Origin of the sequence: Chryseobacterium sp. VAUSW3 (assembly GCF_002205795.1) — a bacterium.
GTDB classification, from domain to species: domain Bacteria; phylum Bacteroidota; class Bacteroidia; order Flavobacteriales; family Weeksellaceae; genus Kaistella; species Kaistella yananensis.
This window is the reverse complement of the sequence record NZ_NIUY01000001.1, coordinates 288,695-314,225: the sequence shown is the minus strand read 5'-3', so window position 1 is coordinate 314,225 and position 25,531 is coordinate 288,695. Positions and strand designations below refer to the sequence as shown.

The 25,531-nt window shown below is 42.4% G+C and carries 19 protein-coding genes and 1 tRNA gene; 15 read left to right on the top strand and 5 right to left on the bottom strand.

The annotated features are described in order from the left end of the window. Nucleotides 1–58: 58 nt before the first annotated feature. The 3 genes from CDW55_RS01440 to fbp form a co-directional block, all read right to left on the bottom strand. Complete coding sequence (locus tag CDW55_RS01440) at nucleotides 59–1,732, bottom strand: glutamine--tRNA ligase/YqeY domain fusion protein (RefSeq protein WP_088467958.1); 1,674 nt, start codon at nucleotides 1,730–1,732, stop codon at nucleotides 59–61. Between the two features lie 454 nt (nucleotides 1,733–2,186). Then, nucleotides 2,187–3,194, bottom strand: a complete 1,008-nt coding sequence (gene menC / locus CDW55_RS01435) for an o-succinylbenzoate synthase (protein ID WP_088467957.1) — start codon at nucleotides 3,192–3,194, stop codon at nucleotides 2,187–2,189. A 21-nt stretch (nucleotides 3,195–3,215) separates the two neighbouring features. Further along, a complete protein-coding gene (gene fbp, locus CDW55_RS01430; RefSeq protein ID WP_088467956.1) occupies nucleotides 3,216–4,229 on the bottom strand; it encodes a class 1 fructose-bisphosphatase in 1,014 nt (337 codons plus the stop codon). A gap of 230 nt (nucleotides 4,230–4,459) precedes the next feature. Between fbp and CDW55_RS01425 the strand changes: the two genes are divergently transcribed. The 3 genes from CDW55_RS01425 to CDW55_RS01415 all read left to right on the top strand — a co-directional run bounded on the left by CDW55_RS01425 (nucleotide 4,460) and on the right by CDW55_RS01415 (nucleotide 7,702). Beyond that, nucleotides 4,460–5,698, top strand: coding sequence for an aspartate kinase (locus tag CDW55_RS01425; RefSeq protein ID WP_088467955.1), 1,239 nt, complete (start codon nucleotides 4,460–4,462; stop codon nucleotides 5,696–5,698). Nucleotides 5,699–5,704: 6 nt separating this feature from the next. Then, nucleotides 5,705–7,543 (top strand): lysophospholipid acyltransferase family protein, encoded by a 1,839-nt coding sequence (locus CDW55_RS01420; protein WP_088467954.1) that lies wholly within the window; start codon nucleotides 5,705–5,707, stop codon nucleotides 7,541–7,543. Between the two features lie 86 nt (nucleotides 7,544–7,629). Next, nucleotides 7,630–7,702 (top strand) — tRNA-Phe (locus CDW55_RS01415). Between the two features lie 79 nt (nucleotides 7,703–7,781). Here CDW55_RS01415 and CDW55_RS01410 read toward each other — a convergent pair. Beyond that, the gene (locus CDW55_RS01410) at nucleotides 7,782–9,299 is read right to left on the bottom strand and encodes a glycoside hydrolase family 28 protein (RefSeq protein ID WP_088467953.1); all 1,518 of its coding nucleotides are present in this window, start codon (nucleotides 9,297–9,299) and stop codon (nucleotides 7,782–7,784) included. A gap of 273 nt (nucleotides 9,300–9,572) precedes the next feature. Here CDW55_RS01410 and kduI point away from each other — a divergent pair, with 273 nt between their 5' ends. The 10 genes from kduI to CDW55_RS01360 are packed head-to-tail and all read left to right on the top strand — an operon-like array spanning nucleotide 9,573 to nucleotide 19,804. Next, nucleotides 9,573–10,415: a 5-dehydro-4-deoxy-D-glucuronate isomerase gene (gene kduI / locus CDW55_RS01405; protein ID WP_088467952.1), complete on the top strand. Its 843-nt coding sequence runs from the start codon at nucleotides 9,573–9,575 to the stop codon at nucleotides 10,413–10,415. A 1-nt stretch (nucleotide 10,416) separates the two neighbouring features. Further along, complete coding sequence (locus CDW55_RS01400; protein WP_088467951.1) at nucleotides 10,417–11,202, top strand: gluconate 5-dehydrogenase; 786 nt, start codon at nucleotides 10,417–10,419, stop codon at nucleotides 11,200–11,202. Between the two features lie 12 nt (nucleotides 11,203–11,214). Beyond that, nucleotides 11,215–12,615: a glucuronate isomerase gene (gene uxaC / locus CDW55_RS01395; RefSeq protein ID WP_088467950.1), complete on the top strand. Its 1,401-nt coding sequence runs from the start codon at nucleotides 11,215–11,217 to the stop codon at nucleotides 12,613–12,615. Between the two features lie 12 nt (nucleotides 12,616–12,627). Next, a complete protein-coding gene (locus tag CDW55_RS01390) occupies nucleotides 12,628–12,954 on the top strand; it encodes a cupin domain-containing protein (RefSeq protein WP_088467949.1) in 327 nt (108 codons plus the stop codon). Nucleotides 12,955–12,977: 23 nt separating this feature from the next. Further along, nucleotides 12,978–14,018, top strand: coding sequence for a sugar kinase (locus CDW55_RS01385; protein WP_088467948.1), 1,041 nt, complete (start codon nucleotides 12,978–12,980; stop codon nucleotides 14,016–14,018). A gap of 7 nt (nucleotides 14,019–14,025) precedes the next feature. Beyond that, nucleotides 14,026–14,475, top strand: a complete 450-nt coding sequence (locus CDW55_RS01380) for a YhcH/YjgK/YiaL family protein (RefSeq protein ID WP_088467947.1) — start codon at nucleotides 14,026–14,028, stop codon at nucleotides 14,473–14,475. Nucleotides 14,476–14,485: 10 nt separating this feature from the next. Next, nucleotides 14,486–15,151 (top strand): bifunctional 4-hydroxy-2-oxoglutarate aldolase/2-dehydro-3-deoxy-phosphogluconate aldolase, encoded by a 666-nt coding sequence (locus CDW55_RS01375; RefSeq protein ID WP_088467946.1) that lies wholly within the window; start codon nucleotides 14,486–14,488, stop codon nucleotides 15,149–15,151. A 17-nt stretch (nucleotides 15,152–15,168) separates the two neighbouring features. Then, nucleotides 15,169–16,707 carry an MFS transporter gene (locus CDW55_RS01370; protein ID WP_088467945.1) on the top strand — a complete coding sequence of 513 codons (1,539 nt, stop codon included), beginning with the start codon at nucleotides 15,169–15,171 and terminating at the stop codon, nucleotides 16,705–16,707. A gap of 3 nt (nucleotides 16,708–16,710) precedes the next feature. Continuing rightward, nucleotides 16,711–18,180, top strand: coding sequence for a tagaturonate reductase (locus CDW55_RS01365; RefSeq protein ID WP_088467944.1), 1,470 nt, complete (start codon nucleotides 16,711–16,713; stop codon nucleotides 18,178–18,180). Nucleotides 18,181–18,190: 10 nt separating this feature from the next. Further along, entirely contained in the window at nucleotides 18,191–19,804 is a 1,614-nt protein-coding gene (locus tag CDW55_RS01360) for a UxaA family hydrolase (RefSeq protein ID WP_088467943.1), read from the top strand. Nucleotides 19,805–19,852: 48 nt separating this feature from the next. On the opposite strand, the gene CDW55_RS01355 is transcribed toward CDW55_RS01360, so the two are convergent. After that, a complete protein-coding gene (locus tag CDW55_RS01355) occupies nucleotides 19,853–20,875 on the bottom strand; it encodes a LacI family DNA-binding transcriptional regulator (protein WP_088467942.1) in 1,023 nt (340 codons plus the stop codon). 170 nt (nucleotides 20,876–21,045) lie between these two features. On the opposite strand from CDW55_RS01355, the gene CDW55_RS01350 reads away from it, so the two are divergent. Together CDW55_RS01350 and CDW55_RS01345 are read left to right on the top strand one after the other, a co-directional pair. Beyond that, entirely contained in the window at nucleotides 21,046–22,521 is a 1,476-nt protein-coding gene (locus tag CDW55_RS01350; protein ID WP_088467941.1) for a glycoside hydrolase family 28 protein, read from the top strand. Nucleotides 22,522–22,531: 10 nt separating this feature from the next. Then, nucleotides 22,532–25,519 (top strand): SusC/RagA family TonB-linked outer membrane protein, encoded by a 2,988-nt coding sequence (locus CDW55_RS01345; RefSeq protein WP_228399589.1) that lies wholly within the window; start codon nucleotides 22,532–22,534, stop codon nucleotides 25,517–25,519. The last annotated feature ends 12 nt before the right edge of the window (nucleotides 25,520–25,531 follow it).

Here is a 25,531-nt window from a genome sequence, read left to right as displayed (position 1 = left end):
CTTTTACTGATATTCTGAAATATAAAAACCCCTCCGGTGAAGAAGGGGTTTTTATCAATTATTCCGGTTTATAGCCGTCTTTCAGGGTTACAGTTCGGTTAAAAACCAGTTTTTCCGGTGTGGAATCTCTGTCTTTTGTAAAATATCCGATTCTCTGGAACTGATAAGGCTGGCCGATTTCAGCATTCTGCAGACTAGGTTCTGCAAATCCGTGAACGGTTTTCAAGCTTTCAGGATTGATGAAATCCATGAAATCTGTTTCTTTTTCAGCATCTGGCTGCGGGGTAGTGAAAAGTCTGTCGTAAATTCTCACTTCCACCGGCAAAGCATGTTTTGCTGAAACCCAGTGTAACGTTCCTTTCACCTTCCTTAGACTTTCCTCGGTTCCGCTTCCGGACTTACTTTTCGGATCGTAAGTCGCATAAATGGTGGTTATTTCTCCGTTTTCATCTTTTTCAACACGTTCAGCTTTGATGATATAAGCAGATTTCAGTCGTACTTCGCCGCCCAGTTTCAGACGGAAAAATTTATTTCCCGCTTCTTCCTTGAAATCTTCTCTTTCAATATAGAGTTCTCTGGAAAAAGGTATTTCTCTGGTACCAGCGTTCTCGTCTTCAGGATTGTTTTCTGTTTCCAGCCATTCTTCAGCATCTTGCGGATAATTCTCAATCACCAGTTTTACCGGATCTACTACGGCCATTACGCGTGTTGAAATTTTATTTAAATCTTCTCTCACGAAAAATTCCAGCAGCTGAATGTCGATTAAATTCTCTCTTTTGGCAACACCTACTCTTTCAATAAAGTTTTTGATGGCTTTGGGCGTATAACCTAATCTGCGCATCCCTGAAATGGTCGGCATTCTTGGATCGTCCCAGCCGGTAACCACTTTTTCTGCAACCAAGCGCTGTAATTTTCTTTTGGAGGTAATCATGTAAGAAACATTCATTCTTGCGAATTCGCGCTGTTTGTTTCTTACCCGATTTTTGTCATAAACCTGATCCAGATACCAGTCGTAAAGCGGACGATGGTTTTCGAATTCGAGCGAACATAAAGAGTGAGAAATCTGTTCGATATAATCGGATTCGCCGTGAGCCCAGTCGTACATTGGATAGATTTTCCACTTTTCGCCGGTTCTATGGTGCGGTCTTTTCAAAATTCTGTACATCACCGGATCACGCATGTTCATGTTCGGTGATTTCATGTCGATTTTTGCACGCAGTGACATAGATCCTTCTTCGAACTCGCCGTTTTTCATTTTCTCGAAAAGTTCAAGACTTTCCTCTACAGGTCGGTTTCTGAAAGGAGAATCGATTCCGTCTTCAAATGGATTTTTTCTTTGGGCGGTAATTTCCTCTGACGACTGCTCATCAACATAGGCTTTCCCATCTTTAATCATTTGAACTGCCCATTCATAAAGCGTTTCAAAATAATCTGAAGCGTAAAGCTCCTTGTCATATTTGAAGCCCAACCAGTCGATATCTGCTTTAATGGAATCAACGAATTCCTGCTCTTCTTTTTCCGGATTGGTATCATCAAAACGAAGATTTACAGGTGCACCGTATTTTTCGCCCAAACCGAAATTAATGCAGATGGCTTTTGTGTGGCCAATATGCAGGTAGCCGTTGGGTTCCGGCGGGAAACGGAAGCGAAGTTTGTCCTTCGGGAACCCGTTCGCTAAATCGTCTTCTATAATTTGCTCAATAAAATTGAGTGATTTTTTTTCTTCTTCCATTGTCTATTCTTTGTAGAACGCAAATTTACGGATAATTGCTAAAAAAAGGAACTACTTTTATTAACCCCGTCTTTTGGCCTGCGAATACAGGTCTTAATTCGATATGCTATGCTGTATTTTGTACCCGATGCGGAATTTCCTGCTTCTCTCATCGTTTGTATTATAAAAACAATAAATTGGAAAATGTTTTTCCGAAAGTTGCTTTAGATGAATCAATTACAATAAAGGTTAAAAAAATATCGGTGAAATCTAAAAAAAAAATTTTTTCGAAGGTGTTTTTTGGTACAATAATGGCTGTACGAAAAACATCATTCATTAACACTTAATTTTTTACTTCTATGAAAACGATTAAAAAGAAATTTGCACTTATGGTGCATAATCTGAAAAAAAACATTTTTATAGAAAACGTAATTTAATCTGTGGGGGATTAAATTTCAAAAGTCTGAAAGCAATTTCAGACTTTTTTTATGGAAAGGCGATCGCCGGAAAGCTCCAGTCTGGTTTCAAAATTGTTGGTGAACAGTCCTCCTGTTCCCAATCCCTGTGGGATTTTAGGGTTTTTGGTAAAGGTATATTGTGCGATGGCATTCAGGCCGATATTGCTTTCCAGTGCAGAAGTAATCCACCAGCCGATTCCAAGGCTTTCAGCAAGCGAAATCCAATCGTTGCTTCCTGAAAAACCTCCGATTAAAGAAGGTTTCAGGATGATGTATTGTGGACGTATTTCTTCCAGAAGTTTCTTTTTTTCTGAATAATCTACAATGCCAATTAATTCTTCGTCGAGGGCTATCGGAGTTTTTGTGCCTGTACAGAGTTGGTACATTTCTTCGCGGTTTCCTGCTTTAATGGGCTGCTCAATCGAATGAATCTGCAGTTCGTAAAGTTCCTCCAGAACAGTTTTGGCTTCATTAAAGCTGAATCCGCCGTTCGCGTCAACTCTCAGTTCAAGTTGATTCGCCGGGAATTTTTTTCTCAGTTCCTGAAGGATTCTTTTCTCCGCATTCCAGTCCGTACCGATTTTCAGTTTGAGGCAGTCGAAACCTTCTTTCAGTTTTTCCTCAATCTGCTCTTCCATGAAAGCCGCATCGCCCATCCAGATTAATCCGTTGATTTTTATCGATGATTTACCAGCGGTGAAATCGCTCGGGAAATAGAGGTCGTTCCCATGTTCGAGGTTTAAAACCGCCTGTTCAAATCCGAACCAGATCGACGGAAAATGTTTCAGTTCCTCTTTCAGAAAATCATGATCAGTATTGATGTTTTCGCAGAGCCACTGGAGTTTTTCTTCATATTCAGGAACATCATCATAACTCAACCCACGGAAAAGCCCACATTCGCCAGTTCCGGTTTTCCCGTTTTGAGTAATATTCAACAAAAAAGTTTCCTTTGTATTCAGAACGCCACGCGAAGTGCCGCCCGGACGTTTGAAGTGAAGCGTGTATGGGGTGTAAGTTGCCGTCAAAGTTCTATTTTTAGAATAAATTTATTCCGCAGCCATTTTCATGAATTCTTCCGCTTTTTCCACCATTTTCAGACTTCCGCAGAAGAACGGAACCCGCTGGTGAAGTTCGGTAGGTTCAATTTCAAGGATTCTCTGGAATCCGTCGGTGCATTTTCCGCCTGCCTGTTCTGCCAGAAATGCCATAGGATTACATTCGTAGAGTAATCTCAGTTTTCCGTTCGGCGACTGTGAGGTAGAAGGGTAAATGTAAATTCCGCCTTTAATCATATTCCGGTGAAAATCTGAAACCAAACTTCCGATATAACGCGAGGTATAAGGTCGGTCGCCTTCTTCGAGCTGGCAGTATTTGATATAATTTTTAACGCCTTGTGGGAATTTAATATAGTTTCCTTCGTTGATGGAGTAAATTTTTCCTGTTTCAGGGAATTTCATGCAAGGGTGGGAAAGGTAATACGTACCTAAACTGGGGTCGAGTGTAAAACCGTTTACGCCGTTTCCGGTCGTATACACGATCATGGTTGAGGAGCCGTAAACTACATAACCTGCAGCTGCCTGATTTACGCCTTTCTGTAAGAAATCTTCTAAAGTAACCGGTGTTCCAGGCTCTGTAACTCTTCTGTAAATCGAAAAAATAGTTCCTACAGAGACATTTACATCAATGTTTGAAGATCCGTCCAAAGGATCGATAAGCACTACATATTTACTTAAATGGGCGTTGGCACTGGCTTTTATTTCAATAAAATCGTCGCTTTCTTCCGAGGCGATTCCGCACACTACTTCCCGTTGGGAAAGTGCTTCAATGAAAATCTCGTTGGCCAGTACATCCAGTTTCTGCTGCTCTTCACCCTGAACGTTTTCGTTTCCTGCTTTTCCGATGATGTTGGCAATTCCTGCTTTGTTCACCTCGCGGTTTACCACTTTTGAAGCCAGACGAATTGCACTCAGGAGACGCGAAAACTCACCGGTTGAATACTGAAAATCTTCCTGTTTATCAATGATGAATTCACCCAGGGTTTGAAAGTTTTTTTCCGACATTTTTTACTTTTTGGATTTTTACAAATTTCGGAAAAATCTTTGACTTCTGCCTGCTTTTTCGGGTGATAAATGACAGAATTTATGCACCCACAATTTAATTCTCCCATGTATTAACAAATGCATTTCTGCGTTTTTTTATGTCGCTGTAAATTAATAATTTTACCCGCCGTTATTTTGTGAAAAAAATCAGTGGTTTTTGTAATATAATTTATTAATATCTAAATAATTAAATGAAAATTTTCAAATTCGGTGGTGCATCGGTAAAAGATGCGGAAAGTGTGAAGAATGTTGCAGTTGTTCTGGAATCTCAGGGCTTCGAAAAATGCCTGCTGGTAGTTTCGGCGATGGGAAAGACGACCAATGCACTTGAAAAGGTGGTAGAATATTATTTCGCCAAGGAAGATTACCACGCAGAAATTGAAAAGGTAAAACAGAATCATTTAGATATTTCTAATGGTCTTTTTCAGGAAAATCACCCGGTTTTTGCTGAAATTTCTTTGTTTTTTGATGATATAGAGTCTTTTCTGCGAAGAAACAAGTCGCCTAACTATAATTTTGTTTATGATCAGGTGGTGAGCTGCGGTGAAATGATTTCATCGAAAATTTTAAGTGAATATCTGAATGATATTCAGTTTACAAATGCCTGGCTCGATGCGAGGGATTATATTAAAACCGACAGCAATTACCGTGAAGGAGCGATCGACTGGGAAGAAACGCAGAAAAATATTTTGGCGCTTGATCCGGAAAAATCATACGTTACCCAAGGATTCATCGGTTCCGAAAGCAACAATTTTACGGTGACCCTGGGCAGAGAAGGTTCCGATTATTCCGCGGCGGTTTTTGCGTACTGTCTGGATGCTGAAGCCATGACGATCTGGAAAGACGTTCCCGGCGTAATGACAGGCGACCCACGAAAATTTAAAAATGTTTCGCTCCTGTCTAATATTTCTTACGAAGAAGCGATTGAAATGGCCTATTACGGAGCTTCGGTTATTCACCCAAAAACCCTCCAGCCACTACAGCAGAAAAATATTCCGTTTTATGTAAAATCTTTTCTGGATCCTTCAAAACCCGGAACCAAAGTTGGAAATACAGATAAAAACCGCTTCGAAGAATCTTATATCCTGAAGGAAAACCAACATTTAATGCGTATTGCGACGCGCGATTTTTCCTTCATTGCGGAAGAGCATTTAAGCCAGATTTTTGCCTTGCTTGCTAAATACAAAATTAAAATTTCGCTCATGCAGAATTCTGCAATTTCCCTTGCGCTTTGCCTTGAAGATAAATATAACCATATTGATGAGCTGAATAAGGAGCTGCAAATGGCCTTTGATAGCGAAATGGTAAAAAATGTTTCGCTTTTTACCGTAAGAAATGCTAATTTAGAGGATATTAATAAATTTTACGAGAATAAAAATATTCTGCTGGAACAGATTTCCAAGAAAACAATACAAGTTGTAATAAACTGATAACCAATGAGTCTTATTTCAAGGAGTGATTTAATTACAGTGTCGGGTTTAAGCCGGATCGGATTTTTGAAAAATCCCGTCGCTTCTGCCATCATGAGCCTTACAAAGATTGATGAGGTCAATAAACTGTACGATGTTCTGAAGGACAAAAAGGGAAAGGATTTTTTCGATTCTTTTGTGCGTGAAAGACATCTGAAATACATTGTCTTCGAAGAAGATTTAGCTAAAATCCCGAAAACCGGTCCATTTATTTTAGTATCCAATCACCCGCTTGGCGCGATCGACGGAATTCTGATGACCAAAATCCTTACAGAAATCCGGCCGGATTTTAAAATCATGGGAAATTTCCTTTTGGAGAAAATCGAACCCATGGAACCTTTTGTAATTCCTGTAAACCCTTTCGGTACCAGAAAAGAGGTGAGAAACAGTTCCACCGGAATGCGCGAAACCTTAAAGCATCTGGAAAATGGGGGCTGTGTCGGGATTTTCCCGGCGGGCGAAGTTTCAAATAAAAACAATGAGTTCGGCGAAATTCTCGATAAACCCTGGGAAAAACCAGCGCTGAAACTTATAAAGATGGCGAAGGTTCCGGTTGTTCCTATGTATTTTCATGCGAAAAACAGCCGTCTTTTTTACCAGCTCGCCAAAGTGCATCCTGATCTTCAGACATTGCTTCTGCCGGCCGAAATGATGCATAAGAGAGAAAAGCCCATCCGCATCAGAATCGGAAAGCCTGTTTCAGTAAAGGTTTTGGAAGATCATGATTCGGTTGAAGAAATGGGTGAGTTTCTGCAGAAGAAGATTTATATGCTGAAGTCGTATTACGAGAAAAGAAAATCCATCGCAGAACAACTCAAACTCCCCAACCTGAAGCTTAATTTTCCGCTCACCAAAGAAGAAAATGTAGTGCAGAATATCATCGACGAAACTCCTCAGGAGGATATAGAGCAGGAAATTAACGGGCTTTACAAGAAAGATAAAATGTTGTTCCGAAATGGAAATTACGAAGTGTTTTTCTGTACCTACTCCGAGATTCCATCGATTATGCGCGAAATCGGCAGACAGCGGGAACTTACGTTCAGAAAAATTGGTGAAGGCAGCAATCTTCCTTTCGATTTGGATCATTACGATGAGCATTACCATCACCTTTTTCTTTGGGATAACGCTGCGAAAAAACTGGTGGGTGCTTACCGCATGGCCCTGGGAAGTGAAGTGATGAAAAAGCACGGTATTGAAGGCTTTTACACCAGTTCGTTATTTGAATTCGATCCTGAATTAAGGCCATTCTTCCGAAAAGTGATTGAAATGGGAAGGGCTTATATCTCGGCAGAGTACCAGCAGAAGCCTTTGCCTCTTTTCCTTTTGTGGAGGGGGATTGTGCATGTGTGTCTGAGAAATCCGGAGCATAAATTCCTTATGGGAGGCGTGAGTATTTCTGATAAGTTTTCAGAATTCTCAAAATCCCTGATGATTGAATTTATGCGTTCGCATTATTACGATTCTGCCGTAGCGCAGTATATTCATCCGAAAAAAGAGTTCAAAGTAAAGCTGAAAGACCGCGATAAGCACCTGTTTTTCGATGAAGTAGAATCTGATCTTAACAAACTCGATAAAATTATTGATGATCTGGAACCCGAAATGCGTTTGCCGGTTCTCATTAAAAAATACATCAAGCAGAACGCAAAAGTGATCTCGTTCAACGTGGATCCAAGTTTCAATGATGCCATTGACGGGTTGATGTACATCCGGATCAGCGAGCTTCCGGAGAGTACAATAAAACCGGTACTTGAAGAAATGAGTGAACAGATCCAGAGAGAAGAAAATAATTCGTCTGAGAATCAGTAAATTTGGGCTTTGATGCAATATTTTTCATAAAATCACTTGCATCGTAAGGGAAAAGGTTATACTTTTGCACCACTCAATAACGGAACGGTTTCTTAGCTCAGTTGGTAGAGCAATGGATTGAAAATCCATGTGTCCCTGGTTCGATTCCTGGAGAAACCACAATAAATAATCACTTACAGAGATGTAAGTGATTTTTTTATGCGAAATGTTTGGGTATTTATGGTGCTGAATTAGCGCATTATTTCACTGCTACGCCATCCAGCAGGATATTCTCTGTATTTTTTAATATGAAAGGTTTACCCTGAACATTAAGTTTTGTGTTCCTGAAGGTAATATCTTTTACATTCTCTGCCTCAAAACCGTTTTTGGCTGTAATGTTTACATTTTCAAAATAAAGTTCGTGAATCGGAACATCTTCCACACCCACCAGTTTCATGGCGGTTTCCGCACCGTCGCAACTGATGTTCTTGAAATAAAATTTGGAGTATTCGGGGATTTTTCCTTCGCCGGGTGCATATTTTACAGGAGTTTTCCCCACCTGTCGGTTTTCGTAGAATGAACTCATATTGATGGACTCGTCAATAATATTATCCATCTTAATGTTTTGGATGTAAATGTTGGAAACCGGACCGCCAATTCCCTCATTGCTTTTCACGCGGATGCCGATATCTGTCCCGCTGAAATGACAGTCGGTTACAAAAATATTATTCATTCCGCCATCCGTATTAGAGCCTATCGTAAACCCGCCGTGGGCATGGTGTACAGTCGATTTCGCAATGATGATATTTTCAAGTCTTGGACCTGGCTCGCCTTTGCTACTGCTGCTTTTCATGCAGATCCCGTCATCGCCCACGTCTACGTGGCAATTGTACACGAGAACATTTTTGGATGCGCTGATGTCTATGCCGTCAGTATTCTGACCGTATTTCGGGTTCAGGACCGTTAAGTCGGTAAGCAAAACGCCATCGGACTGCGAGACGTAAACTGTAAGCTTCGGTGAGTTTCGAATCGTGATTCCCTGAATCTGCAGATTTTTAATTTTAATTAGGTTCATCATGTAAGGACGGAGGAAGTCGCGCGTCGGCAGGAAGTCGGCCGCTGTAAGATTGCTTTTCTTTTTAAGGTCCTGAAGTATTTTCTCTCCGTTCAAGGCGTCTTCTGTGGGCCACCACACCTTTTTATCTTCACTCAGAACGCCGGTTTTAGTCAGTTCTGACCAAAATTCCGGTGTCACTTTGGCTTTTTTTACGGGGCGCCAACTGTCGCCGCCACCGTCAATTGTGCCTTTACCCGTAATCACTACATTTTCCACATCACGGGCATAGATCGGCGACATCACAAAATACTCTTTCCCCGACGAATTCTTAGGGAGGAGCGGATACTGCGTACGGTCCCGCGTAAATTGCATCAGTGCGCCTTCACTTAGATGCAGCGTGATATTGCTTTTAAGCTCTATTGCACCAAGAAGCCAGGTGCCGGCGGGAACCATCACCGTCGTATTGCCATGCTTACTTGCCTGATCAATTGCGTTTTGGAATGCTGTAGTATTTAAAGTTTTGCCGTCTGCTACCGCTCCATAATCTACAATAGAAATGACTTTTTGCGCTATGTCCTTTTGAGTGACTTTCGGAAGATTTATTTTGAACGGTGCTTGATCAACATACTTTTGCCACTCTGGTGTTTGTGAGTTAATCGATTGCAGGCTTAATGCTGCAGTAACGGCAATCAGGCTTTTTCTGACTAAATTGTGGTACATATAAGGGTCGGAAATTTGGTTAACTAAATGGTTTAAAGACTTGCTTACGCTAAACAAAACTACAATTTATTTCACAAAGAAATGTTTTTGAGGGAAATTTCAATGATTTTAAACACGAATAGGGAGTTTTATAACTAAATGAGTTTAAAAGACGCTTTAAATTTTTCGTGAAATTTATTCAATCCGCAAAGTTATATTTGGAATTGAAAAAAAAACAGTTTTACGTATCAAAAAATTATATATCTTTGTGTAATCGATTACAGATATTTTATTATGAAGACAAATTTTAGTTTCAGGTATGCTGCAAATCCTGCCGACGTAAAATCTTACGATACTAAAAAGCTCCGTAATGAGTTTTTAATCCAGAAACTGTTTACAGAAAACAGTGTCAACCTGGTATACTCAATGTATGACAGGCTGATCGTGGGTGGCGCGATGCCTGTAAACGAAAAACTTACACTGGAGACCATTCCCTACTTAAAGTCCGAAAACTTTCTTGATCGCCGCGAAATCGGCATTATCAACGTAAGTGGACCCGGTGAGATACATGTGGACGGTGAAGTATTTGAACTTGATAAGAAGGAAGCGCTTTACATAGGAAAAGGTGTGAAAGACGTAATCTTTGTAAGTAAAGATAATTCAGATCCAGCACTCTTTTACATCAACTCCGCACCTGCACACGAAAAATTCCCAACCAAAAAAGTGGGTAAAGAAAACGCCGAGGTAATTCAGCTTGGTGACGAAAACTCTGCAAACCGCCGGGTTCTGAATAAGCTCATCGTAAACAGTATCGTTCAGACAAACCAGCTTCAGATGGGACTTACGGAGCTTCTCCCAGGAAATATATGGAATACGATGCCAGCTCACACGCATTCAAGAAGAATGGAAGCGTATTTCTATTTCGACCTTCAGGAAGGCCATACGATCTCGCATTTTATGGGCGAACCACAGGAAACCCGCCATATTTTTATGCAGAATCATGACGCGGTACTTTCTCCGGAATGGTCAATTCACAGCGGCGCCGGAACCTCCAATTATTCATTTATCTGGGGAATGGCCGGTGAAAATTTAGACTATGGTGATATGGATGTTTGCGCACCCAATGAATTAAGATAAAATGGAACTATTCAGTTTAAAAAATAAAAATGCCCTGATCACGGGCGGAACTCACGGTCTTGGGATGGCGATGGCGGAAGCATTGGCAATCGCCGGTGCAAAACTGCTCATCACCGGAACTACACCTCATAAAATGGAGGATGCCCTGGCCTACTATCATTCTAAAGGTTACGATGCGCGCGGTTATCTATTCGATGTTACTGACGAAACCGAAGCCGCCAAACAGGTTGAGAAAATTACCGCCGAGGCAGGTGGAATTCATATTTTGGTGAACAATGCCGGAATTATTAAAAGAGAATCCGCGCTTACGATGCCTGTTTCGGATTTCAGAAAAGTAGTGGATGTAGATTTGGTGGGTCCATTTATCATATCTCAATTGGTTGTAAAGCAAATGATTGAGCGTAATGAAGGTAAAATCATCAACGTCTGTTCTATGATGAGCGAGCTCGGAAGAAACAGCGTTTCAGCTTACGCCGCCGCAAAAGGTGGCTTAAAAATGCTGACCCGAAATCTTGCAACAGAATGGGCTAAATATAATATTCAGGTGAACGGAATTGGTCCCGGATACTTTGCAACTTCGCAAACCGAGCCAATCCGCGTGGACGGCAACCCATTCAATGAGTTCATCATCAGCCGCACGCCGGCTGGAAGATGGGGAAATCCTGAAGATTTAGCGGGCGCGGCGGTTTTTTTAGCTTCTAAAGCCAGTGATTTTGTAAACGGGCAAATTATCTATGTTGACGGGGGCATCCTCGCCACCATCGGAAAACCTTCGAACGAAGAATAATAACTACTGAAAATGAGTGCAAATTTTATTCATGACAACTTTCTATTAGAAAATAAGTACGCCGAAGAGTTATACCATAACTTTTCGAAGAATCAGCCGATCATTGATTATCACAACCACCTTTCGCCTGCCCTTATCGCAGACAACCATGTTTTCTCCAATATCACCGAAGCCTGGATCAACGGTGACCACTACAAATGGCGGGCGATGCGGACTTTAGGCGTGAATGAAAAGTTCATCACGGGCGATGCTTCCGCACAGGAAAAGTTTTTACAGTGGGGCAAAACGGTGCCGTATACAGTTCGGAATCCTCTGTTTCACTGGACTCACCTTGAACTTGCGAGGTATTTCGATATTTACGAATTGCTGAATGAAGGTTCGGCATCCAAAATCTACAACGAAGTCTCTGCAAAAATTTCAACACCCGAATACAGTACGCAAAATCTTTTAGCAAAACTGAATGTTGAAATGGTTTGCACCACAGAAGATCCTACGGACAACCTGGAACATCACCAGAAATTGGCGTCGGGAAACGGCAAGCTGAAGATGAGTACCGCTTTCCGGCCTGATAAAGCAATACTTATTGGAAATGAAGGTTTTAATGATTACCTGAATACATTGGCTGAGGTAGCTGGTGTAGAAATCGCGACTTACGCAGATCTTATTACCGCTTTAACGAAAAGATTATCCTATTTCCACGAAAACGGATGCCGACTTTCAGATCATGGTTTGGATCAGATTTATTCAGTTTCATTCACAGAAAGCGAAGTTTCAAATATATTTAAAAAACGGAGAGAAGGTGCTCAGGTTACGGATGAAGAGGCGCTGAAATTCCAAAGTGCAATCCTTATTTTTCTGGCAGAATCTTATCATGAAATGGGCTGGGTACAGCAATTTCATTTGGGTGCGTTGAGAAATAACAATGCGCGGATGCACCGCATCTTAGGTCCTGATACGGGATGGGATTCTATCGGTGATCTTCCGCAGGCGCAGCAGCTCTCGAACTTTTTAAACCGGCTTGATTCCAGTGATAAGCTCGCTAGAACAATAATTTATAACCTTAACCCGGCTGACAATGAAGTTTTCGCCACCATGATCGGAAACTTTAATGACGGCAGCGTGAAAGGGAAAGTTCAGCTTGGCTCTGGCTGGTGGTTCCTGGACCAAAAAGACGGGATGACGAAGCAAATGAATGCACTTTCAAATATGGGTCTTCTGAGCTGTTTCGTCGGGATGCTGACGGATTCCAGAAGCTTCCTTTCGTTCCCGCGTCACGAATATTTCCGTCGCGTACTCTGTAATTTGCTTGGAGACGAGATGAAGCGCGGCGAACTTCCTGATGATATGGAGTGGATCGGAAAGATCGTGTCGGACATTTCGTACAACAATGCTAAAGAATATTTTAATTTCTAAAATATAGAATCTATGTTCTTAGAACAGAGCAATTACTCGTGGGAGAAAATAGACGAAAATCTTGACCGGGCACTTGTCGGGTTTGATGATTCCCTGATGCTCACCACAGTGCGTTTTAAAAAAGGCGGGGTGGGTAAAGTGCATCAGCACATTCATTCGCAGGCCGCCTATATCGCTGCCGGATCATTTCAAGTGCAGATCGGGGAAACTAAAAAAGTACTGAAAGCTGGTGATTCGTTTTTCCTTCCCAGCAATATCATGCACGGTGTGGTTTGCCTGGAAGAAGGCGTTCTGATTGAATCTTTCAGTCCGGCGCGCGAAGATTTCTTAAAACAATAATTAATTATACAAAAAATAAACAGATGAGTAGAGTTGTAACTTTCGGTGAAATAATGCTTAGACTAGCACCTCAGGGTTTTTTGAGGTTTTCACAGGCAGATAATTTTGATGTGGTTTATGGTGGTGGCGAATCAAACGTTGCGGTTTCTTTGGCCAATTACGGTATTTCTGTAGATTTCGTAACCCGTTTACCGAAGAATGATATCGGCCAGTGTGCGATGATGGAAATGCGTAAAAGAGGCGTTGGAGTAGACAAAATTGTTTGGGGCGGTGACCGTTTGGGAATTTATTTCCTTGAAACCGGCGCTGTGTCCCGCGGATCAAAAGTAGTATATGACCGGGCCCATTCTGCAATGTCCGAGATTCAGCCCGGAATGATCAATTGGGAAGAAGTTTTCGAAGGTGCAGAGTGGTTCCACTGGACAGGAATTACACCCGCCATCTCCCAAAGTTCGGCAGATGTGTGCCTCGAAGCAGTGAAAACGGCCAGCAAAATGGGTATTAAGATCTCAACAGACCTTAACTACAGAGCGAAACTTTGGAAATACGGCGGCGACAGAGAAAAGATCATGACCGAACTTACATCCTACTGCGATATCATTCTGGGGAATGAAGAAGATGCCGAAATGCATTTCGGTATCAAACCAGACGGACTTGCAGTGCAGACCCATGGCCACGACGTAAAAGCAGAATCTTTCCTGTCGGTTTGTCAACAGATGATGGAAAAATTCCCGAGAGCTAAAAAAGTAATCACCACGTTGCGAGGTTCAATCTCAGCTTCTCATAACACCTGGGCCGGTGTTCTGTACGATGGTAAAGAAATGCTGCAGACGCGTCAGTACCAAATCACCGATATCGTTGACCGTGTTGGTGGTGGAGATTCTTTCATGGGCGGATTGATCTACGGACTGCTTACGTACCCGAATGACGACCAGAACGCACTTGACTTTGCGGTTGCGGCTTCATGCCTGAAACATACCATCAAAGGTGATGCAAACCTGGTGACTGTAGACGAAGTGATGAAACTGATGGGCGGCGACGCTTCCGGACGTGTAGCAAGATAACTGAGCCATGATAATAGATTCACTGCACAACGCCGCAACATATCATGCGCTTCATCCTTTATTTTCAAAAGCTTTTCAGTTTTTGGAGGAAAATGATTTGATGAATTTGCCGGATGGCAGCATTCAGATTGAGGAAGGCTTAAAGGTAATCGTTAGCCAAAAAAGTGGAAAAATCGCAGAGGAAAGCTTGAAAAAATTCGAATGTCACAATTCAAATATTGACATTCAGGTTTGTGTAAAAGGGACTGAAACAATCGGTTGGAAGCCGCGAGAAACCTGCAAAAACCCAAACGGAGAATACGATTCCGTAAAGGATGTTCAGTTCTTCAGCGACCCGCCGGATATGTTTTTTAATCTGACAGACAGTCAGTTTGTCATTTTTTATCCCGGAGATGTACATGCACCGATGATTGGCGAAGGAGAAATACGGAAACTGGTTTTTAAAGTAAAAATTTAATAAAATTCATATGAACGATATTCAGAAAGTTTCAAACGCTATTGTAAATCAGGGGATTTTACCACTGTATTTCAATGCGGATGAAACCATTACCATAGAAACGCTTCGCGCAATCTATCGCGCTGGAATTCGTGCTGTAGAATACACGAACCGCGGCGAAGCAGCTTTGCAAAACTTCCGGAAAATGGTGGAAACGAGAAATTCGGAAATGGCAGATCTGCTATTGGGAATTGGTACGATTAAGAATCTTCAGCAGGCACAGGATTTTGTGGAAGCAGGCGCAGATTTCTTTATCAGCCCCGGATTTGTACCGGAAGTGGCGGATTTCCTTATTTCACAGGATAAATTTTACAGTCCGGGATGCATGACACCAACCGAGATAATCGCCGCTGAGAATGCGGGTGTGAAGTTCATTAAACTCTTTCCCGGAAATATGCTCGGCCCCGACTTCTTAAGCGGAATAAAAGATATTTTCCCGAACCTGCTCTTTATGCCAACTGGTGGGGTAGATACCACGCGCGAAAATATCGAAGGTTGGTTTAATGCCGGCGTTGCTGCCGTGGGAATGGGCAGCAAACTCATCAGCAAAAAACTGATGGCGGATAAAAACTACGCCGATATGGAAGACGAAACCAGAAAAGTTTTGGAAATAGTCTCCGCTGTAAAAAATTCTTAAACGAAAACAACATACCTATGGCACAAAACACCGAAACTAAAGCAACAAATTTCAGATGGTCAATCTGTGTTTTGCTGTTTTTCGCTACCACGATTAATTATCTGGACCGGCAGGTCTTGTCCTTAACCTGGAAAGATTATCTGCAGCCCGAATTCCATTGGGATAATAACGATTATGGTAACATCACAGCGCTGTTTTCTATTTTTTATGCCGGTAGTATGCTTTTGGCGGGAAAGTTCATCGACTGGATGGACACAAAAAAAGGTTTCCTTTGGGCAATCTTCATTTGGTCTATCGGTGCTGTGCTTCACGCGTTTTGCGGTATCGCTACGTCGGGGCTTTTGACAGGGAGATGGTTTGTGGGTTTCGCGGAGGCAAAAGAAGCGATTGCCACCGTGAATAATGTTTCGCTCGTTATCAGTACCAGCGTTACACTCTTCATTTTTGCAAGATTGGTGCTCGCAATTGGTGAAGCAGGGAATTTCCCCGCAGCGATAAAAACAACCGCCGAATATTTTCCTAAAAAAGACCGTGCATTTGCAACCAGTATATTCAATGCAGGCGCTACCGTTGGAGCTTTGGCTGCGCCGGTGAGTATTCCGTTCATCGCGAAAGCATTGGGTTGGGAAATGGCATTCATCATTATCGGTGCATTAGGTTTTGTTTGGATGGGTTTCTGGATTTTTTACTATAAAAAACCACACGTACACAAAAAAGTAAACGCTTCCGAACTTGCTTATATTCAGCAGGATAAAGATGACGAGGCAGACAGTTTAAACCTTGAAGGCGGTGATAACGGTAAAAAGTTCACCCTTAAAGAATGTTTTAAATACCGCCAAACCTGGGCTTTTGCCTTCGGAAAATTCATGACAGACGGCGTTTGGTGGTTCTATCTTTTCTGGACACCAGCTTATCTGAGCTCCGTCTACGGAATGGACAGTACACAAAGTGCATTGCCATTGTTCGTGCTCTATATCATCACACTGTTGGCAATTATCGGTGGATGGCTACCCAGATATTTTGTGGATAAACTCGGCTTAGATCCCTATGCCGGAAGAATGCGTGCGATGCTGATATTCGCGTTTTTCCCGCTTTTGGCTTTGCTTGCACAACCAGGTGGAAATTACAGTTACTGGATTCCTGTGATCATTATCGGTGTAGCAGGGGCGGCGCATCAGGCCTGGTCAGCAAATATTTTCTCCACCGTAGGTGACATGTTCCCGAAGAAAGCCATCGCAACTGTAACCGGAATTGGCGGAATGGCTGGTGGAATCGGTTCTTTCCTCATTAATAAAAGTTCGGGCGCGCTTTTCGATTTTTCACACAAAAATTGGACGACAATTGATGGCGTTCCGTTATTGGAAAAGTACCCCAAGTTCAACACCGAAAGAATTCCTGAAGATTTCGTCAATCAGCTAAAAGCATCTGGCGCTATCGTTTCAGACGGCATCAGCACCGGCTATATGATTATATTTTCGGTCTGTGCGGTGGCTTACCTTGTCGCATGGGGTGTAATGAAAGCCTTAGTACCAACTTATAAAGTAATTAAAGATTAATAAATGACAACAGATATCAATACAAAACCACGCTTAAACCGGAAAAACAACGGATCCGGAGAAAAACTTCCGGTGAAGATTCTGCAGTTCGGCGAAGGTAACTTTCTCAGAGCTTTTGTAGATTATGCCTTTAAAACGCTGAATGATAAGGTGGGTTTCAACGCAGGTGTAGCCGTAGTTCAGCCGCTTCCCGGAGGCATGGTCGGGATGCTGGAAGAGCAGGACGGGATGTACACCGTCTTCCTGAACGGAATAAAAAATGGCAAGAATATTCAGGAAATTCACCTGATCGATAATATCGTGCAGTGCATCGATCCTTATAAAAACTTTAAGGCGCTGATGGATGTTGCGAAAGAAGACTCGCTGGAATTCATTATCTCCAACACTACCGAGGCCGGAATTGAGTATGTGGACAGCGATATTCTGTCTGACGAAAGTCCGAAATCTTTTCCCGCAAAGGTGGCAGCAGTACTTTATGAAAGATACAGGCATTTCAACGGTGACCGTTCGAAAGGTTTGACCATCATTCCGTGCGAACTGATCAACTATAATGCGGATACGCTGAAGACTGTTTTGTTGCAGCTTCATAAACTTTGGAAGCTTGAAGATGATTTTGCAGCGTGGATAGATGAGGCGTGCACTTTCCATAACACTTTGGTTGACAGAATAGTGCCTGGATATCCGACGGATAAAGAAGCAGAATTCCAGAATAAACTCGATTATCACGACAAATTCATGGTTGCAGCTGAACCGTTTTTCCTTTGGGTGATTGAAGGGGACGAAAAATTAAAGCAAAAAATACCTTTCCACAAAACCAATCTCGATGTGAAGATTGTTGCTGATATGCAACCTTACCGCAACCGGAAAGTGCGTATTCTGAATGGGATTCACACCACGATGGTGCCATTGTCACTGATGCACGGAAATGAAACTGTGGAGGAAACATTAACCGATTCTTTTACCGCGAAGTATGTTTCTGAAATTGCTTTCAACGAAATTCTGCCTACTTTGGATATGGATAAAGACGAACTGAAAAAGTTCACGGAAGAAGTTCTCGACCGTTTCCGCAATCCGTTTATCCGGCACCAGTTATCAGATATTGCCTTGAATTCTGTTTCGAAATTTAAGGTGCGCGTGTTGCCGACCATTACGGCATACGTTGAAAAGTATGGAAAGCTTCCGCTAAACCTAGTTTTTGGTTTTGCCTGCCTGATTCGCTTCTACAAAGGTGACTGGAACGGAAAAACCTTACCCGTGAATGATTCAGCGGACATCACGGAGGCCTTTGAAGCCGCCTGGAAAAATTCTACGCTGGACGGAACGGTTTCCGAAATACTTTCGAATACTGCTTTTTGGGGTGAGAACTTAAATGAAATTTCCGGTCTTAGTGCTGCTATAATACATGCATTAGAAATTATTGAGGAGCATGGAATTGAAAAGGGATACCAAAAATTCATCAGTCATTTTTCTTAATTCGTAAATCATGGAAAATAAACTCATAAAAGTAAATCCGGACGATAATGTGTTGGTTGCTTTAAGTGACGTTTTCGCTGGGGAAACAGTAATGTTTAATGGTGTTGAGTTTACTGCAAAAACCAATGTGAAGGCAAAGCATAAGATGGCTGAAACCGATTTTATGCCTGGGGACAGTATCATCATGTACGGTGTTTTGGTAGGAAAGGCTTTTTTGCCGATTCTGCGCGGCGAAGTGATCACCACTGAAAACGTAAAGCACCAAAGCGAGGAAGTGCATGGCAAAACCGGCACGCTTCCGTGGTCGCCACCAAATGTCGATCGCTGGAAAGACCGCACTTTCATGGGTTATCACCGCGCTGACGGACAGGTGGGAACCAAAAATGTGTGGTTGTTTTTTCCTCTTGTTTTCTGTGAAAACAAAAACATCGAAAAACTCAAAGAAATCTTTGAAAACGAATTGCTTCCAAAAAAGGAAGTATCGTATAAACTTTTCCTGCGTTCGCTGATCGAAGAGAAAAGCGTGGAAGAGGTAGCCGCGAAAGAGCCGGACCCTAATCTTCTCGATAATATCGAAGTAAAATTCATCAATCATCAAGGTGGCTGCGGCGGCATCAGACAGGATTCCGAGTTGTTGGCGAAACTGCTTGCGGGTTATGTGAACAATCCGAACGTGGCGGGCGCGACCGTCTTAAGTTTAGGCTGCCAGAATTTGCAGATTGATATTTTCAAGAACGCTTTGAAAGAAATGAGCACGAACAGGCAGAAGCAAGTGCTGATCTATGAGCAGCAGCAGATCGGTACCACAGATAAAATGTTCCAGATGGTCATCAAAGATTCTTTTGAAGCCATCAAAAGAGCCAATAAAATCCCTCGTCAGCCCGCGCCGCTTTCCAAACTCAGTATCGGGCTTGAATGTGGCGGATCTGACGGCTTTTCCGGAATTTCTGCAAACCCGGCATTGGGCGTAGTTTCTGATATTTTTGCGGCACTTGGCGGAAAAACAATCCTCGCCGAGTTTCCGGAACTTTGCGGAGTAGAGCAGGAACTGATGAACAGATGTGTGGATTCCGAGAAGGCCGATAAATTTTTGGGTCTGATGAAAGCCTTTGAAAAGTCTGTAGTAGATGCAGGTTCCGGCTTTGATATGAATCCTTCTCCTGGTAACATCAAGGACGGATTGATTACTGATGCGATGAAATCCGCAGGTGCAGCTAAAAAAGGCGGCACCGCGCCAATTGTGGATGTACTCGATTACGGAGAATATATTTCTAAGCCCGGACTTAACCTTCTAAACACGCCCGGTAACGACGCCGAATGTACGACAGGCCTTGTAGGCGCGGGCGCGACCGTGGTTTTATTCACCACCGGACTTGGAAATCCTATGGGGAACCCGATTGCACCTGTTGTGAAGATTGCCTCGAATACGGCAGTGGTTCAAAAAATGTCTGATATTATCGATATCAACGCCGGAACAGTAATTACCGGTGAAAAAACTATTCAGGAAGTGGGTGAGGAAATCGTTGAATATATCATCGATTTGGCCAGCGGCAATGTTGAAACTAAAGCAGATCAGCTTAAACAGGATGTCTTTATCCCTTGGAAACGCGGCGTTTCATTATAATCCGGAAATATTTGTTAAAAAAAAGGATCAGTGGTTAGCTGATCCTTTTTAGTTCTTACTTCGGGTAGATTTCCTTAGTATCAGTTTGGGTTCAAGAACCACTTTTTTCTGCACCTTACCTTCGCCCTTGTTTTCATCTTCCTGCGAAAGATATACTTTAGCGGCACTTCTTCCCATTTCAATCGGGAACTGATCTACTGTAGAGATGGACAGTTCAAGAAAATCCGTAAAAGGTTCATTCGCAAATCCGATAACAGAAACTTCGTCCGGAACTTTAATATTACGTGCCTGAAGTTCCTGTATGGCGCCAAGCGCAACGAAATCACTGGCAGAAAATATGGCATCCGGCTTTTCATCTAGGTTGAAGAGAATTTCCACTGCCTTTTTTCCGTCTTCGATGCTACTGTTAGTACACAAGCAGTACTCTTTTCTGTAATCGATATTATAGTCTGCAAGTGCCTGCTGATAACCTCGGTGTCTTTCGCGGAAGATTTCAATCTCCAACGGACCGGAAGCAATATGCGCAATTCGTCGGCAACCCGTATCAATAAGGTGTTTCGTAGCCATGTAACCGCCTGCGAAATCGTCGATGGTCACGGAACTTACGTTATCCATCATCTTTTTACGGTCAAAGAAAATCAATGGAATATTTCCTTTCAGGATTTTTTCAAGGGACGTCGTGTTTTTACTGGAAGATGAAATGAAAATAGCGTCTACATGGGAATCTATGAGTGTTTCAATATTTTTTGATTCCTGTTCTTCGTTGTTATGGCTCTGGCAGATGATAATATTATAGCCTTTTGCATTGAGCTCTTCCTCCAAACCTCTAATAACGGAGCCGAAAAAATTGGTGTTGATACGCGGTACGATAACGCCGATATAGTTACTCTTTCCACTCTTCAGCGCCAGCGCCAGTTTGTTCTGCTTATAGTTCATGGAACTCGCCATACTGAGCACTTTTTTCCTTGTTTTTTCGCTAATGTTCGGATTTCCGTTCAGCGCCCTTGATACCGTAGCTGCAGTGATATTGAGTTCTTTAGCGATGTCGTAGATCGTGACTTTGTTGTTCATTAGGTTTATGTTTAAGACCGTCTTTAAGCCAGTGCGGGATGATGGGTCAACGCAATTATCTTACGGATGCCGGTTGTGGAGACATGTGCAAATGTAGCTAAAAAATCATATTTTATTTGTAAATGTTTTAATATTTTTATTTATATTTGTAATCGATTGCATTAATTATTATGAACAAACGCTTCACCCATCTCATCATCAACAGATCCGTACGTCCGGTTTTCCTGATGTCGTTTTCCCTGCTGCTTTTCCTCTTTGCATGCGCGACGAAGAAGACTGACATCTCCGCAATTCCTCAAATGGAGAGTTTTCCGATGAAACGTATGCTTGAACTCGAAAAATCGATCAAAGAACCCAAATTCAGGGGTGCCAACTATAATATAATAACCTACGGAGCAGTGGCAGATGGAAAGACGATGGCTACCGAAAGCATCAGAAAAGCAATACTCGCTTGCTCCAAAGATGGTGGCGGTAAAGTAATTGTTCCGGCCGGTAAATTCCTGAGTGGTCCAATACATCTTGAAAATAATGTAAATCTTCATTTAATGGAAGGTGCGGAAATCCTGTTCAGTACAAATCCGGATGATTTTTATCCGTTGGTACACACATCATTTGAAGGTATGGAACTGATGAATTATTCGCCGCTTATTTATGCCAAAAACAAAAAAAATATTGCGGTTACTGGCAAAGGTATTCTGAACGGACAGGCGAGCAACGATAACTGGTGGACTTGGAAAGGAAGTGCAGAATATGGTTTTAAACCCGGAATGCCAAGCCAGCTTGACCCAAACAATCTGCCGAAACTGATGGAAATGGCGGATACAAATGTTCCGGTTTCGCAGAGGACTTTTGGTAACGGACGTTACCTAAGACCCAATTTCATTGAACCTTTTGAATGTGAGAATGTGCTCATCCAGGGAATCACGATTATCAACGCACCATTCTGGATCCTGCATCCTATCAAAAGCAAAAATATAATCGTTGATGGTGTTAATATCCGCAGCCACGGACCGAACAATGATGGCTGCGACCCTGAATATTCGCAAAATGTGCTTATTAAAAATTCAATTTTCAACACGGGAGACGACTGTATCGCAATCAAGGCCGGGCGTGACGAAGAAGGACGAAGAGTAGGCATTATGACTGAAAATGTGATTGTAAGAGACTGTAAAATGATCGACGGACACGGCGGTGTGGTCATCGGAAGCGAAATGTCAGCAGGTGTACGCAATGTATTCGTTTACAATAACCACATGGATTCGCCCGAGCTCGACAGAGCGATCCGGCTTAAAACAAATAATGTTCGAGGAGGCGTGGTAGACGGCGTTTTCGTTAAAAACCTTACAGTCGGGCAGGTGAAAGAGGCGGTCTTGCATATCACCATGAATTATAAAGATTATAAAAACAGAACCGGAAACTTCACGCCACAAATAAGAAATATCTTGCTTGAAGATGTAAAGGTGAAGAACGGTGGTAAGTACGCCATCTTCGCGGACGGTCTTGAAAACTCTAAAATTCATAACATCACTTTTAAAAATGTGACGATTGATAAGGTGAAAGCCAACTTCAATGTGAAATCTGTAGAAAACCTGAAACTTATCAATACAAAAATAAACGGAGCGCAAACCGAATATACTCCGAACTAAAACTAACTATATGAAGAGAAATACATTAACCATAAGTTGCATCGCAGCCGTGTTTTTTCTTGGAATCAGCATGCAGGCGCAAAGCGTACAGGATACCGTTACACGGGAGAAGAAAATCGATGAGGTAGTAATGATCGGATATGGTACCGCGCGCAAAAGCGATCTTACAGGTGCGGTATCTACGGTAAGTGGAGATGCCTTAAAGCAAATTCCTGTATCGAACGTCGCTGAGGCACTTACAGGCAAAATCGCAGGTGTGCAGATTACCACCACTGAAGGTTCGCCTGATGCAGAAATCAGTCTGAAAGTTCGGGGTGGTGGTTCTATCACGCAGGACAGCTCGCCCTTGATCATCGTTGATGGTTTTCCGGTAAGCGGAATGAGTGAGGTGACACCTTCTGATATTGAAACAATAACAGTCCTTAAAGATGCATCTTCAACCGCAATTTACGGTTCGCGTGGTGCGTACGGTGTCGTTTTAATTACGACTAAAGGTGCTAAAGGCGGTAAAGTGACCGGTACATTCAATTCGTTTACGGGCTATAAATGGATCGCGAAGAAAATAGATGTCTTAAAGCCTTACGACTATGCCAAATGGCAGTTCGAAAATGCACTTCTTTTAAATGATGTTGCATCATACAACGAATTTTTCCTTCCTTTTAATCAGATCGATCAGTACAAATCTTATGAAGCTTTAGATTGGCAGGATCGAATTTACGGTAACATAGGCGTCGTTCACAGCAACGATTTTGGTGTGCGTGGCGGAAATGATAAGACTAGCTTCAACATTAACCTTGCTAATTATAAGGACGACGGTATCATGCTCGGCTCGGGCTTTAACAGGGACAACGTGACCGTAAACTTAAAGAATAAACCAACAAACAACGTTGATTTATCAGTTACGTTCAGATATTCAAATACCGATATACGGGGTGGCGGTGCCAATGAGCAGAAAGAGTTTTCAAATACTGACGCCAGGCTACGCCACAGTGTGGGATATTCGCCAATTGATATTCCGGCACTTACAACCGATGATACAGATGAAGCTGAAGCAGGCTACCTTGTAAATCCATACGTTGCTGTACGGGATAATGACCGCAAACAGAACAAAAAAAATTATACGGTACAGGGAGGATTGGGCTGGACGATCATCAAAAATCTGAAATTCCAGTCGAATGTAGGTATGGAATTCTCGAGAAATAACGATTACCGCTACTACGGAAGATCTACATATTACGCAAGAAACAATGCGCCCGCGGATTTACAGGGACAACCGGGGATGACTTACACGAATATTGAACGTGAAAGTTTCAGGATTGCCAACACCCTTAATTATGATTTTAAAAATATTTTAAATGATAACCATTCTTTAAAACTCATGATTGGGCAGGAATACAATAATTTAAAATCAAACACTTTTTCCACAATCAATTTTGGGTTCCCAAAACTATTTTCTTTTGATGATACTATTAACCTGACCTCCGAAGCGGACTTCTTCAGCATAAATAATGTGTACGCGCCGGATGACCGAATGCTTTCATTCTTCGGTAGGTTAAATTATGATCTGCATAATAAATATCTGCTTACTGCAACATTAAGAGCTGACGGCTCAAGCAAATTTTTGGGTGACAACATCTGGGGATACTTTCCGTCCGTAGCTCTGGCCTGGAAGATCAATGAAGAAAATTTCCTTAATGATGTTTCCTGGATCAGATTACTCAAGCTGCGAGGCAGCTATGGCGAGGCCGGAAACAACGCCATCCCGACAGGCGTGAACGTTCAGAATTTTCTGTCATTTAACAATAACTGGATCAATGGGGTTTCGAGCTATTGGGCAGCAGACAAAATTCTCGCAAATCCGGATTTGAAATGGGAAACGACCATTTCGCAGAATTTAGGCTTAGACTATGAGTTGTTTAACGGAAGAATATCCGGTAATGTTGAGGTTTATAAAAATATTACCAAAGATCTTCTCATCCCGTTCCCCACACCAGGCACCGGATATGATGCACAGTGGAGAAATATGGGTGAAACGCAAAATCAGGGTGTAGAAACTTCGTTAAATATTGATGTGATCAACAAAGAAAATTATTCACTGAATCTTGGTTTTAATGTTTCATTCAATAAAAACAGAATCAATGCGCTTGGCAGCGGTATGGAGGAGTTGTTGCAGTCATCGAACTTCGCCTCGGCGGTAGGTTATGATTATCTGGTCAGAGTAGGTCTGCCTCTTGGTGCGATGTACGGATATCAAAACGATGGCAGATATGAAGTCTCAGATTTCGATTATGCCACCGGATCACCTGTACTGAAAACCGGTATTGCCAATGCATCTTCGATTGTGGGTGCCGTGAAACCGGGTGCCATGAAACTGAAGGATCTTAATGGTGACGGCATCGTGAACGCCGATGACCGCACAGTTATAGGAAATGCGGCACCTAAACATACCGGTGGATTTACCCTGAACGCGACTGCAAAGAATTTTGATTTCTCGGCAGGTTTCAACTGGAGTGTGGGCAACGACATTTACAACGCCAATAAAATTGAATTCACCACTAGCACGGTATCATCACCTGACGGACAGTTCCGCAACTTAAGCACAGCAATGGCCGACGGTATCCGTTGGACTAATATTGACGCGGCAGGTAACCTTGTTACTGACCCGGATCAGCTGGCCGCTCTTAATGCAGGAACTACATTGTGGTCACCCTTCATGCCGAGATATGTGTTCAGCGACTGGGCGGTTGAAGACGGCTCCTTCCTGAGGCTGAACACGTTAACACTTGGATATTCACTGCCAGAAAGTTTTGTAAGAAGTATCAGGCTTACCAAGTTCAGAGTATACGCTTCCGCATACAACGTATTTGTAATCACGAATTATACAGGAATGGATCCTGAAGTTTCTACAAGAAGACAGACACCGATGACGCCGGGCGTTGACTATTCAGGCTTTCCGCGCAGCAGACAGGTTGTATTTGGTGCAAACGTCAGTTTTTAAATAAAAACATAT

Excerpts from the sequence above, each read along its gene's own strand:
- CDW55_RS01400 (WP_088467951.1), top strand. The coding sequence starts at position 10,417 with ATGGAACTATTCAGTTTAAAAAATAAAAATGCCCTGATCACGGGCGGA.
- CDW55_RS01370 (WP_088467945.1), top strand. The coding sequence starts at position 15,169 with ATGGCACAAAACACCGAAACTAAAGCAACAAATTTCAGATGGTCAATC.
- CDW55_RS01375 (WP_088467946.1), top strand. The coding sequence starts at position 14,486 with ATGAACGATATTCAGAAAGTTTCAAACGCTATTGTAAATCAGGGGATT.
- CDW55_RS01350 (WP_088467941.1), top strand. The coding sequence starts at position 21,046 with ATGAACAAACGCTTCACCCATCTCATCATCAACAGATCCGTACGTCCG.
- CDW55_RS01360 (WP_088467943.1), top strand. The coding sequence starts at position 18,191 with ATGGAAAATAAACTCATAAAAGTAAATCCGGACGATAATGTGTTGGTT.
- CDW55_RS01355 (WP_088467942.1), bottom strand. The coding sequence starts at position 20,875 with ATGAACAACAAAGTCACGATCTACGACATCGCTAAAGAACTCAATATC.
- CDW55_RS01380 (WP_088467947.1), top strand. The coding sequence starts at position 14,026 with ATGATAATAGATTCACTGCACAACGCCGCAACATATCATGCGCTTCAT.
- CDW55_RS01420 (WP_088467954.1), top strand. The coding sequence starts at position 5,705 with ATGAGTCTTATTTCAAGGAGTGATTTAATTACAGTGTCGGGTTTAAGC.
- CDW55_RS01440 (WP_088467958.1), bottom strand. The coding sequence starts at position 1,732 with ATGGAAGAAGAAAAAAAATCACTCAATTTTATTGAGCAAATTATAGAA.
- kduI (WP_088467952.1), top strand. The coding sequence starts at position 9,573 with ATGAAGACAAATTTTAGTTTCAGGTATGCTGCAAATCCTGCCGACGTA.
- CDW55_RS01385 (WP_088467948.1), top strand. The coding sequence starts at position 12,978 with ATGAGTAGAGTTGTAACTTTCGGTGAAATAATGCTTAGACTAGCACCT.
- CDW55_RS01410 (WP_088467953.1), bottom strand. The coding sequence starts at position 9,299 with ATGTACCACAATTTAGTCAGAAAAAGCCTGATTGCCGTTACTGCAGCA.
- uxaC (WP_088467950.1), top strand. The coding sequence starts at position 11,215 with ATGAGTGCAAATTTTATTCATGACAACTTTCTATTAGAAAATAAGTAC.
- CDW55_RS01390 (WP_088467949.1), top strand. The coding sequence starts at position 12,628 with ATGTTCTTAGAACAGAGCAATTACTCGTGGGAGAAAATAGACGAAAAT.
- CDW55_RS01425 (WP_088467955.1), top strand. The coding sequence starts at position 4,460 with ATGAAAATTTTCAAATTCGGTGGTGCATCGGTAAAAGATGCGGAAAGT.
- CDW55_RS01365 (WP_088467944.1), top strand. The coding sequence starts at position 16,711 with ATGACAACAGATATCAATACAAAACCACGCTTAAACCGGAAAAACAAC.
- CDW55_RS01345 (WP_228399589.1), top strand. The coding sequence starts at position 22,532 with ATGAAGAGAAATACATTAACCATAAGTTGCATCGCAGCCGTGTTTTTT.
- fbp (WP_088467956.1), bottom strand. The coding sequence starts at position 4,229 with ATGTCGGAAAAAAACTTTCAAACCCTGGGTGAATTCATCATTGATAAA.